This is a genomic window from Lachnoclostridium sp. An131 (genome assembly GCF_002160825.1).
Taxonomy (GTDB): domain Bacteria; phylum Bacillota; class Clostridia; order Lachnospirales; family Lachnospiraceae; genus Laedolimicola.
Window position 1 is genome coordinate 1 of sequence record NZ_NFLI01000034.1, and the last position, 11,673, is coordinate 11,673.

At 38.8% G+C, this 11,673-nt stretch carries 13 protein-coding genes; 12 read left to right on the forward strand and 1 reads right to left on the reverse strand.

From position 1 onward, the window contains the following. The first annotated feature begins 157 nt into the window (after positions 1-157). The 4 genes from B5E77_RS16570 (at position 158) to B5E77_RS16590 (ending at position 3,907) form a co-directional block, all read left to right on the forward strand. A complete protein-coding gene (locus tag B5E77_RS16570) occupies positions 158-547 on the forward strand; it encodes an RNA polymerase subunit sigma-70 (protein ID WP_242963805.1) in 390 nt (129 codons plus the stop codon). Positions 548-1,023: 476 nt separating this feature from the next. Further along, entirely contained in the window at positions 1,024-1,254 is a 231-nt protein-coding gene (locus B5E77_RS16580; protein WP_002576320.1) for a hypothetical protein, read from the forward strand. Between the two features lie 84 nt (positions 1,255-1,338). Then, complete coding sequence (locus B5E77_RS16585) at positions 1,339-2,550, forward strand: tyrosine-type recombinase/integrase (protein ID WP_002576319.1); 1,212 nt, start codon at positions 1,339-1,341, stop codon at positions 2,548-2,550. Positions 2,551-2,695: 145 nt separating this feature from the next. Next, entirely contained in the window at positions 2,696-3,907 is a 1,212-nt protein-coding gene (locus B5E77_RS16590) for a tyrosine-type recombinase/integrase (RefSeq protein WP_002576318.1), read from the forward strand. Between the two features lie 294 nt (positions 3,908-4,201). Here B5E77_RS16590 and B5E77_RS16595 read toward each other — a convergent pair whose 3' ends face one another. Continuing rightward, positions 4,202-4,696 (reverse strand): tyrosine-type recombinase/integrase, encoded by a 495-nt coding sequence (locus B5E77_RS16595; RefSeq protein ID WP_242963807.1) that lies wholly within the window; start codon positions 4,694-4,696, stop codon positions 4,202-4,204. Positions 4,697-4,902: 206 nt separating this feature from the next. On the opposite strand from B5E77_RS16595, the gene B5E77_RS16600 reads away from it, so the two are divergent. The 8 genes from B5E77_RS16600 to B5E77_RS16630 all read left to right on the forward strand — a co-directional run bounded on the left by B5E77_RS16600 (position 4,903) and on the right by B5E77_RS16630 (position 10,867). Beyond that, positions 4,903-5,208: a helix-turn-helix domain-containing protein gene (locus B5E77_RS16600; RefSeq protein WP_087166469.1), complete on the forward strand. Its 306-nt coding sequence runs from the start codon at positions 4,903-4,905 to the stop codon at positions 5,206-5,208. 2 nt (positions 5,209-5,210) lie between these two features. Then, a complete protein-coding gene (locus B5E77_RS16605; protein ID WP_087166470.1) occupies positions 5,211-6,218 on the forward strand; it encodes a radical SAM/SPASM domain-containing protein in 1,008 nt (335 codons plus the stop codon). Next, positions 6,206-6,484: a PqqD family protein gene (locus tag B5E77_RS16610; protein WP_087166471.1), complete on the forward strand. Its 279-nt coding sequence runs from the start codon at positions 6,206-6,208 to the stop codon at positions 6,482-6,484. The genes B5E77_RS16605 and B5E77_RS16610 overlap by 13 nt, the downstream gene beginning before the upstream one ends. Further along, positions 6,481-6,606, forward strand: coding sequence for a hypothetical protein (locus B5E77_RS17445; protein WP_275532773.1), 126 nt, complete (start codon positions 6,481-6,483; stop codon positions 6,604-6,606). The genes B5E77_RS16610 and B5E77_RS17445 overlap by 4 nt, the downstream gene beginning before the upstream one ends. A gap of 76 nt (positions 6,607-6,682) precedes the next feature. Further along, the gene (locus tag B5E77_RS16615; protein ID WP_087166472.1) at positions 6,683-7,879 is read left to right on the forward strand and encodes a GNAT family N-acetyltransferase; all 1,197 of its coding nucleotides are present in this window, start codon (positions 6,683-6,685) and stop codon (positions 7,877-7,879) included. A 2-nt stretch (positions 7,880-7,881) separates the two neighbouring features. Next, entirely contained in the window at positions 7,882-8,805 is a 924-nt protein-coding gene (locus B5E77_RS16620) for an amino acid--tRNA ligase-related protein (RefSeq protein ID WP_162609735.1), read from the forward strand. 11 nt (positions 8,806-8,816) lie between these two features. Further along, positions 8,817-9,620: a prenyltransferase/squalene oxidase repeat-containing protein gene (locus tag B5E77_RS16625; protein WP_087166474.1), complete on the forward strand. Its 804-nt coding sequence runs from the start codon at positions 8,817-8,819 to the stop codon at positions 9,618-9,620. Next, complete coding sequence (locus tag B5E77_RS16630; RefSeq protein ID WP_087166475.1) at positions 9,617-10,867, forward strand: B12-binding domain-containing radical SAM protein; 1,251 nt, start codon at positions 9,617-9,619, stop codon at positions 10,865-10,867. The genes B5E77_RS16625 and B5E77_RS16630 overlap by 4 nt, the downstream gene beginning before the upstream one ends. Positions 10,868-11,673 lie beyond the last annotated feature (806 nt).

Sequence of the window (11,673 nt, forward strand, 5' to 3'; positions counted from 1 at the left end):
AGCTACCGGAAATCTGCCGGAGTAAAACAAAAACAACAAATGTTGTGTAAACCGTCCGCCGGTAACGGCGGTCATAAAATGAGTCGGTACTCATGGTTTACCGTATACGTTTGATAGTAGATGGAAGCGTTTAGAAGTTGAGTATTGTGATGCAGGGATGAGCGAAGAACAGATTGCTGCCATGAAAGAATATGACTGGGCATGGTTTTGCAGTCAAAGGGTTTTTCAAAACCATACGCAACCAATACCTTGTGAACAATATGATGAAGTATGTGGTCAATCACAGCTGTTCCGAAAGTTTGCATCGTTATCTTATCAATGGGATGTTGATAAGATTGATCAAACGCGATATGGATGGTTGGCTTCGGTGGAAAACGAACAACTACTGTTGAGATTGAAGAAGCTGTCGAAGAAAGATTTGGAGCTATTGACATTACTTTTTGTGGATGGTTATCGTCAAATTGATGTAGCACGTCTTTGGCATTGTTCCAGAAGTGCTGTTGCACAAAGATTTAAAAAAATAAAAAAATTTTTGAATAACACTTAACAAATGAAGCGTATCAGTGCCTACCCATTGAGGGAAGAACATTCTCCCAATGTGGAGCTTGACAATTTCATAGACGGCATTTCCGGTACATAACCTATGTACGAGCGAATCAGGCACGCCGCGAAGATGGACAGCCCCAGGAGGTGATGAATAGGACTGTTCCGAGCGATCCACGTCAGCCTGATACCCGAAAGTGGCATTTCAGGGCGCGATGACTGCATAGGGGTTAAAGATACTTCCTCACGGCCTCCTAAAGACTTGGGGGGAACTCTGCGGCGCACGAGTAAAACGACGCTGTGGAGTTATGACAGCCGCGCCAGCGGAGACCGGAATGTCCCCATCGCCAGGGGTGCGTGGCAAATGTGGCGAGTAAATTTTTCAAAGTCAGATACCATGCGCTGGCAGCTTCGGTTGCCAGCGCATTCATGTGATTTTGAAAGCAACAACCACATCTTTGACAGAAAGGGGGACCACCTATGGAAAAATTGATTTCGCGGAAAGAGGCTGCCAAATTACTGGGGATTAGCATTGCCACTTTGGATGCAGCTCGAAACAGTGGGCTAATTTCCTATGTTCAGTATGTGCAAAATGGTTGCGTGTACTTTACAGATGCTGGCCTTCAGGAGTATATCGCAAAATGCACCCATCGTGCAAAGCCAGTGGAAAAAAGCGCTACATACCGCAAGCTGCGAAGTGTCCGAGCTTGAGCTGTTCCGTATCCTTGCTGGAACCTAATATGTCTGATAAAACAAAGGTACAGCGCTGGACATTATTCTTAGGAGGTGACGGAATTGGCAAAAAGAAAAAGGGCAATTCCTCAATATGGTACGGTCGTGCTTAACGGCATTGAATATTATAGAACCAGAGTCGAAGATTCGGATGGAAACAGAGTGGCGCTTTATGCAAAGACGCCCGAAAAGCTTTATGACAAGGAACTGGAGGCGTTAGAGCAGATTGACAGTACTACGTTTCGTCGAAGATCGCCTACGGTTGCTGAGTACTGTGAGAAGTGGCTGCTGATGCAGTCCGTCCATGTTCGGGCCACCACCTTGACAGATTATACCTCTAAGGTGCGGCGGCACATTATTGGAGGGCTGGGAGACAAGAGAATGGCTGATGTATCCCTGGATGACATCCAACTTGCCCTCGTACCTGTTTCCAAGAAGTCGGCTTCGGTTTATAAGTCTGTGGTGATTCTCTGCAAGTCCATTTTCCGGGCGGCCAAGGAGAGCCATGTGATTGACGAGGACCCGACCATATACCTGGATGCAAAGGGAGGAGTTCCCCAGGAAGAAAGACAGGCATTGACGGATGAACAGGTTGAGCGGCTTTTGGACACGATCCGGGATTTGCCGCCCTATGTATTTGTGATGATCGGTTTATATGCCGGTCTGCGCCGGGAAGAAATCCTGGCGCTGCAATGGGATTCTGTGTATCTGGATGCAGAGGCTCCGTACTTAACGGTACGGCGGGCATGGCACACAGAACATAACAGGCCGGTCATTCTTACCGAGCTAAAGACCAAAGCGGCACAAAGAAACATTCCTCTCCCGGTCTGTCTGGTTGAATGTCTGAAAGATGCAAAGAAAAAATCCACTTCGGATTATGTGATTGCCAATCGGGACGGTGATCCGCTATCCTATACACAGTTTAAGCGGCTGTGGCAGTATATTGTGACGCGGACTGCAAAGCCGAGAATGGCCAGAAAACTTGTGGACGGAAAGTATGTAAAATATATGCTTTACCCGAAACTTGGAGAAAAAGCCAGGAATAACGGCCATGTGGTATATAGCCTGGATTTTGAAGTGACACCGCATCAGCTGCGGCACACCTACATCACCAATCTGATTCATTCTTCGGTGGACCCCAAAACGGTACAATATTTGGCGGGCCATGAAAGCAGCAAAATCACGATGGACATTTACGCAAAGGTCAAATACAACAGGCCGGATGATCTTGTCAAAGCAATGGGCTGTGCCTTTGACTTATGGGACGCTGTGTAAGTTCCGAACAATTCAGAAAATGAAGTAAGAGCGAGACAAGGATGTCTCGCTCTTAGTTTTTCCTTGGCCGTATCTTTGATTCAATTTGAAATCTCTGATAAAAAGGAGGTGTAGATACATCACCACGCGAGAAAGGAAATTAATTATGGCAAAGAAGAAAAAAAACATACCTCAATATGGAACCGTCACACGAAAGGGTGTCCTGTATTACAGAACCCGGATTCTGGACGCAGACGGCAAGCAGGTGAGCTTGTATGGGACTACCTGCGAGGAACTGTACGATAAAGAGCAGGAGGCGAGACGCCAGGTAGCGGAGATCATCTTCCACCGGGAGCATCCTACTGTGGCCGAGTATTGTGAGAAGTGGCTGTTGATGCAATCCGCAAAAGTGTCGCCGGCTACACTGAAGGGCTACGCCTCCAATATGAAGAACTACATTATCAAGCCTTTGGGAGATATGTATATGGAGGAAGTAACAGCGGATGATATTCGTCTGGCGCTGATCCCATTGTCCAATAAGTCCGAGAGCCTGCACAATACGGTGAATATGCTCCTCAAGTGCATTTTTTACTCGGCAGAGCGGAGCCAGTTGCTGGAATACAATCCGTGTGAGGGGATTTCGGCAAAAGGAGGGAAACCGACCCAAAAGAAAGATTCGCTGACAGACCAGCAGGTGGAAGTGCTGCTGGAAACCGTCAAAGGACTTCCGCCGTATCTGTTTACCATGATCGGCTTATATGCCGGTCTGCGCCGAGAAGAAGCTCTCGCCTTGCAATGGGATTGTGTGTTCCTCGATGCACCCACTCCATATATCTCTGTGCGGCGCGCATGGCGATCAGAGCATAACAGACCGGTTATCTCTACAACGCTTAAGACGAAAGCAGCAAGAAGGGATATTCCCATTCCCAAATGCCTTGTGAATTGTCTGCGGGAAGCCAAGGCTGCCTCCAAATCGGAATATGTGATTGCCGATAGTGAGGGACAGCCCTTGTCATATTCGCAGTTCAAACGTGTCTGGCAGTACATCGTTGTTCGGTCTACCAAGGAGCGTACCTATTATAAGTATGTGAACGGACAGAGCATCAAGTACACTGTTCAGCCGAGTCTGGGAGGACATCAGAAAAACAATCCCAACATTGTGTATAGCCTGGACTTCGATGTGACACCGCACCTGCTGCGGCATACCTACATCACCAATCTTCTGTATGCAGGTGTTGACCCCAAGACGGTCCAGTACCTTGCCGGACATGAGAACAGCAAGACAACTATGGACATCTATGCAAGAGTAAAGTATAATAAACCAGAACAGCTATTCGATGTAGTAAATTCTGCATTTCATCAAGCTGTCCCCTCGTAAAAGTGGCCTGTTTTTTGGTTAAGGAATAGGACAACCGAGGGGCCGAGGCTCAAAAAAGCCCGGAATATCAAGGAAAATCATCGCTCAGACGATTGAAGTACGGCCTCAAAGCCGCTCGTCGTGCGCCTCAGTTCTCCAAGAGATAATCAAAAGAGAATATCGAAATGCTTACAAACCCTGGAAACTCCTAATGTTTCCGGGGTTTTTCAGTTCTCCGGAAACATTGTGGAATGTCGTGAAACGGGGTGAAAATTGCTCCGTTTGTAACGCATTTGCAACACGTTTGCAACAAAGTTATTCCTCTAATGTTCTGTTTATGGCATCAACAAGTATCTGTACATCCAGATGCGTATAAACCTTTTCAGTCAGGCTCATAGCTCCAGAGTGCCCTACAATTTTTTTGATAGTAGTGTCCTGAACTCCTGCCTCTGATAACACGGATATGCATGTATGTCTGGTGCAGTGAGGAGTCCGGTTAATTCCGATCTGCTCTGTAAGCGGTGTCCAGTAGCTGTCATAATAATTGCGGTACTTAAAAGGCTTACCATCCTCTGTATTCAGAAGATATTCACAGTCCGGACAGGATTCATACCAGGCTTTATAGAACGGAAGAAGTTTGTCCGCAATCGGAACCTTTCTGATACCATTCTCTGTTTTACTTTCAATCACATCAAAGTATTGCTTATCCAGATGCACGTTTTCCTTTTTTAAGGAAAGAAACTCGGAAATACGTGTACCGTTGTAGAGAAGCATAAGGTGTTTTTGGTTACCAGGAATATATTTACTCATTATGAGCCTCCTCCTACTGCTGTCAGAAGGAGATATAAACATATCATGGATGTATGAAAGAGTAAATATCAACTGTGCAGAAGTAAACGCTACTCCTCCTAAGGGAGGTGGAATTTAAAATTTCATTTTTGGGTTTTGCAAACAAGGCATGAAATGTATTTACTTTTGACATTATATTTGATAAAATCAATTTAGAGGTAACTATTATGGATGATGCAATATATACATGTATTAATATATTATGTGAGTCATTGCCGTCGATGCGAGACGTACTTGGGTTAACACAATTGGAATTTTCTAGAATTATTGGTATATCTCGACAGTCAGTGATTGAGTTGGAGCATAAGAAGAAAAAAACTACGCGAGCCGTTTTACTTGCTATAACTGCTTATTTTACTTTGCGAGAAGAGTCAGCAAAGATTTTGTTTGAAAAAGATTTTTATGAAAATAAGTTTGTAAATGAGCTAGGATTTACAACGGAATTAGTGATAAAAATACATGATTGGAGATAAAGATGAAAAAAGAGGAATTTTACTTCCAATGGCATTTTATGAATAGTTGCAATTTACGGTGTGCTCATTGCTATCAGGAAGGATATCATTTTGAAGATTTGCCAATTGAAAAATTGATGGTTATTGCCAAAAAAATTACAGATGCATTGAGGAAATGGAATATGCTAGGGAGGATATCCTTAACCGGTGGTGAACCGTTTTTGAGTCCGCATATTTATAAATTAGTGGATTATTTAGAAAAAGCAGAGGAAATTAAGCAATTTGATGTTCTTACAAATGGTACATGTATAACTGCTGATCATATTGATATGCTCAGAGATTCAAAAAAATTGCATCAAATACAAATTTCGATTGATGGGCCAAACGAAGAGATTCATGATAGCGTTCGGGGGAAAGGCACATTTTCTAAGGTTTTGACAACCATTGAGGCGTTAAAAGAGAGTGGTATAGAAGTTTCCTTTATGTATACATTGATGAATCGGAACAAAGATTATGCCATTGCTGCAATTGATTTTGCTGAAAAATGTGGCGTGAAGGCGATTACTATAGAGAGAGTTACACCTTGTGGTCATAGTAGTCTGGCGGATGTGTTGAGTAGCAAACAGATTAAGGAAATTTACGAAAGTATTACTTTAAGAGCTAATACATTATCTTCAGATTTGACAGTGAGGCGACAAAGACCTTTGTGGGTTAATACAGTTCATCTTGATTGTTCTGGAAATTCTAAAATAGGTGGGTTTTGTCCAGTGGGCTTCACATCACTTGCTATTTTATGGGATGGCACAGTTTTACCTTGCAGAAGATTAGAAATTCCTATTGGTAATATTCTGACAGACGGCTTATACAAGATTTGGTATGGTAGTGAAGTATTGTGGAATATTCGAGATAAAAATAATTTAAAAGGGAAATGCCATAATTGTATTAATATCGAAAGATGTGGTGGTTGTCGTGCAATTGCGTATGAAACAACTGGCGATTATATGGGGGAGGATGTTCAATGTTGGATTTAAACAGTAGATTTATATTGAGTCAAGATATCGTTCTTCGAAGTATTGGAGATAAGTATTGGGCACTAAATACTCAGAATGGAAATCAGTATAGATTAAACGAAGTGTCTTATTCTCTTTTAAATTTAACAAGAGAATGCATTACTTTGGAAGATATGGTGCAACAAGCTCTGCAAGAGTATAATATAGACAGGGCAAGATTGCTTGCAGATTGCGATACCATGTTGCAAGATGCATTGAAAAAAAATATAGTGAAGGAGGTGGAATGATGAAAGAGTATACTACGCCGATTATTACGGAAGAAGAGGAGATGCTTTTTACAAAAGAAGTATGGGAAGAGTTCAGTGAAGGTAACTGGTGCTTTGGATGCACAAACTGTAATTGTAACTAATTTGTAACTATAATCGTCTTTACAAGGAGGGGGTGGCTCACATGAGTTACTCTCTCTTTTTTCGAGGAAAAAGGATATGAAGATTATAGATTCACATATTCATATTGGTTTAGAAGAATTCTGTATTTCAGAAAGCTCTGATTTCAGATATAATTTATGCAGTAAATATGAAGATGTTATATTAATGATGGATGAAAATGAGGTGGATCAGGCTGTAATAGTTCCTATTCCACATCGGGATTTTGATGCAAAACGAACCAACGAGTATGTACTAGAGGCCTATCAAGCTTTTCCAACCAGATTTATACCTTTTTGCAGGATAGACGATAATCTAGAAAATAATGTCAATTCTCGGGGGTTCAAAGGTGTTAAACTACATCTACTATATGAAGATATTGAAATCAAACAGATAAAAAAGGAATTGCAGATAATAGAAGATGCAGGTGTTCCCTTGTTATTACACGCAAAATTTAAAAATAAGATTAAGCAAATTGAAGAAATATTGAAGTATGCTCCCAATATTCAGTTGATTCTCGCCCATATGGGAAGAGGGCATTTGTATACAGGAGAACAGGTGGTAGAGAATGCAGTAGGATTAAAAAAATATAAAAATGTATATATGGATTTGTCTACCGTAGGGGATGTCCAAGCTATAGTAAATGTCTGTGAAATAATAGGATACAATCGTGTCTTATTTGCCTCTGATTATCCATTTGGGAAAAATTATTATGGTAAAAGCTATGAATATAGAGCTGATATTTTGATGCTAAAAGTTGCTTTGACTGAAGAACAGTTCGAATTGGTTTCTTATAGAAATGCACATGATCTTTTTAAAGACAGAAAGGGGCAGGTGAAAATTCGCCGGGCTAAAAAGAATGATATGGATGGTATTATGGAAATGTTAAACAGTTTAAATGATTTAGATAAGAAATATCTTGCCCTTAAGAACAAAAGTACACTAATTCGACAAACAATTAGAAGTGGTCGCCATTGTTATATCGCGGAAATAGATGGGAGTATAGTTGGATTCATGCGTGAGAGCGGAAGACCTGATAATTATTCCTTGCTGGAAGAAATGGTTATAAATGGTGATTATAGGGGGAGAGGTATTTCAAAAATAATGCTGGAATATTATCATAATGCTTTTAAAAAAACTCTAGCAAAAACAAATGCTGGAAATGAGAAAATGATTGGTCTCCTTAAAAAGTATGGGTATGTTGCGTCTAATCCTAATGCACCAAGAATAATTAACTGGATTAGAGAGGAAAAATGATAATGAAAGATGCAGAGTACTATCAGAATTCAAATAAAATTACTTATATTTCAACATTATTGCGAAGCGAAGTAGAAATGATGATACATAACTATTTTCAAGAGCGGGGCTATATTTTTATTGTTCCGCCTGTATTGCATGAGCAAGTCAAAAATAAGAAATTTGAGATTTATTTGCCCTTATACAATGACCGTTATGCATTGAATTCGAGTAATGCGTTATATTTAGGAGCATATGCGGCAGATTTTAAAAAAGTATACAGTATATCATCCTGCTTTCGTGATGAAAGTGACTCTCAGAACCATCTTATCGAATTTAGAATGCTAGAAGTAGAAACAGTAGGTATGAATTTTGAATATATGATAGTCCAGATAGAAAACCTAATTTCATATATTTTAGACAATTTATTGGAAAGCGCCTTTGTCCTTTCTGTCGAAGATTTGAAAAATAGAATATTTTTATTAAGAGATAATTTTAAACCCAAGAGAATACCCTATCAGGAATTTATAAAGACCCTTAACAAGTCGAAACCCGGCAAACAGTATGGAAGTATTGATATAAGTTCTGTTGACTATTCAATATCACATATGTTAAAGACCCCGGTTTTTATAACTGATTATTCCAGTAAATTCGCTACATGGACAGCGAAGAAAAAAACACAAGAAACTAGCTGGGCTTTAAATTTAATGTTGCCAGATACGTATGGAGAGTTATGCGAAGGCTGTGAAAGAACAAATGATTATAAACTCCTATCGTATAAAATATCATGCGCAAAAGTAAAGCATTTACAATGGTATGTAGAAGCAGTAAAAAAAATCAATAGTGAAAGGAGCGGATATGGGATTGGAATTGATAGAATGATTAGATGGATTGTAGGCGCAAAAGATATTAGCAGCACATTAATGTTTCCTAGAGTTAAGGAATAAAGGAGAAATATATGTCTGTTTATGCTAACAGAGCAATACTTTCATTGCTGAATATGACAAAGGAAATGTTTAGAAAGAATATTGAAATTAGAAGAATAACAAAGACAAGTGCTATGTTGATAATGTCGGGATTATCTCCGCAAGATATTCCTGAATATGTCATAAAGCGTTGTATTGAGTCTCAGAAGATCGATGGGGGATTTATAGGAAATACAGATACTATATGGAATATTAAACTATTAGGTTTTTTTCCTGAATATCATGAGCAAAGAGAAAAAGCCATAAATTGGTTGATTTGTGGTAATGGAGATGAAGCGGGATTTGGTAGAAGCAAAAGGGATATGCATCGAATTCCTGTTACAGGATTAGCATTATATCTCTTGCCAGAGATTGCAACTGAAGAGAATCTTGAATGGCTAGAGAGAACATGGTTATCGGAATTGAATTCTCTTACATATAAAGCGGCATATAGTATTATGGCGTTTAATTCTAATGATTATCATACAAGAATAGAAAAAAATCTGATTCATGAAACTGCTGAGTGGATTAAATCACAACAAAAAGACAATGGCGGTTTTGGACCATGGTTAAATCATCCTGTTGGAGAGAATGTATATTGTACAGCTGTTTCGATTTTGGCACTTATAACAATGAATGACGATACATACAAAGATACTATTTATAAAGGATATAAGTATTTATGTAATACACAGCTGAGAAGTGGAATTTGGCCTTTCCATGAAATCGAAGATGGGGCATCGTGGGGGCTATTAGCTTTAACAAAAGCTGAACTATATTTGGAGGGACAAGAATGAATATTCTAATGGTTTATCCAGAACCGGATATTAATAAAAAAACTCGTTTTGGTTTCTCCTATGATCTTCTTCTTATAGCAACTATTCTTAGTAAATATCACAAAGTTCGCATTCATGATTATTCATGCGAACAGTTTTCAAGTGATGCTTTTGAGCAGGAGTTAATATATGAGAATTATGATATTGTATTTGTTGAGTGCGATTCATTTGCTCTGAAACGTTCAGAAAATTTGTTGTGCGCTAGAAGTATTGTTGAATTAGTAAAGAATAAATCTATATCAATTTGTTATGGTAATTACTGTTATATAAGTAAGCAGAAATTTGAAACTGCAGATTATACGGTGACAACAAACGAAATTAACGAAATTATTAGACTTGTAAATCAGCTTGATCAACGGATAAAAGTTCCGGAAATCTCTTCGTATGATGCACTTCCATATATTGACAGAAATCTTTTAAATGATATAGAATTTTATGACCAAAATAGGCATAATACGTTATTACAAACATCTAAAGGTTGTGAAAATACTTGTATATTTTGTCAGAGAAAAGGATGGCAAAGTAAATACGTAACTCATTCAGATGAGTATGTGATTGATGAAATAAAAATATTGCAGAAATACGGGTATAGAAATGTATGGATTACTGATGAGAACTTTACATTTAATTTGATAAGGGCCAAACGTCTTCTTAGAAAAATTGTAGATTTAGAATTAGGAAATGCAATTAATTTTTTTATAAGTAGTTGGGCTAATATAGATTATGAATTTATTGATTTGGCGCAGAAATGTAATGTAAGAATTATTAGTTTTGGAATAGAGTCGGCAAATAAGGAAATATTGAAATTTTATAGAAAAAACATTTATTTAGATAAAGTAATTCCTTTGATTAAATACGCAAATTATAAAGGAATTTTTACGGTAGGTAATTTCATCATTGGAGCTCCGATGGAGACAAAGGATTCAATTGAAAAAACATTTGACTTAATTAGAGAGTGTGAATTTGATCAGGTAAATATTAAAAATTTAGATTATATGATTGGTTCGGAACTATATGAAGGCTTAGACAATAATTTGAAAGATAAAGATCATATATTTGCGTGTGCGGAGAATGGATTGACGTGTTTTACTCTACATGAGATAAAAAAAATTAAAACACTTTTTTTATCTGACTATTATAAAGAACATAGAGAGGTATTGGGTAAAAAAATAAAAATGTATGGTTTGCCATATTATGTAAAACAATGAATGCTTTATGTATATTAATAATGCGGATGAATTATGTAATTTGCGAAAAAACATTTATTTGTACAAAAAATGGCATTTTGTATATTTTGATACGACTTGAAAAGTCAAGTTGAATAGTAGAAAGCCAGACTGATTAAGTTCCCGGGCACTTATTAGCACCCGGGAAAAAGAGAGATGTCCTCAATCGCTGTGAGATACTCTGGGTTTGTAACGCATTTGCAACAACTTCCCGTGTAACCCCTTGATTTTCCAGTATTTTCGGTTACCCAAACGTTAATCTCGGTTACCCAAGAGATAATTTCTGCTGTGGCAGTGAGCCATGCAGCGGTATATGCAAAAAAGCCTCCCCATGCTTGCATGGCGGAGGCTTTAGTGTGAAAGAAAGAAAATCGAGCCAAAATCGTGGAGTAGACACAAAAAACAGGCTCACATAGTGAACCAAATTAAGAGTATTCCCACCTAGATAAAGAGGCGCACCTGCACATCAATAAGCAAACGGGTGGGTGCATCTGATACTGATGCCGGGAATGTCTTATAAAATCATGTCTATTGTAACACGAAAACTTGAAGGTGTGAATCACTTTCATTACTATTTGTGCCGCCAACTGAAAGGCGGCGGAATGGAGATTTTTATGAAACGATTACTGGAACAGGTAATCCATGTTGTTTTTTATCTATCAGAATATCTGCCTTAGAGTGTACACGGTAAATCAGTAGTACCGTGCCAGTTTCCTCGCTCCATGAGATAATAACTCCAGAAAACTACAAGTTTTTTAAAGGAGTTATCGCCATGGATAAAATCACAC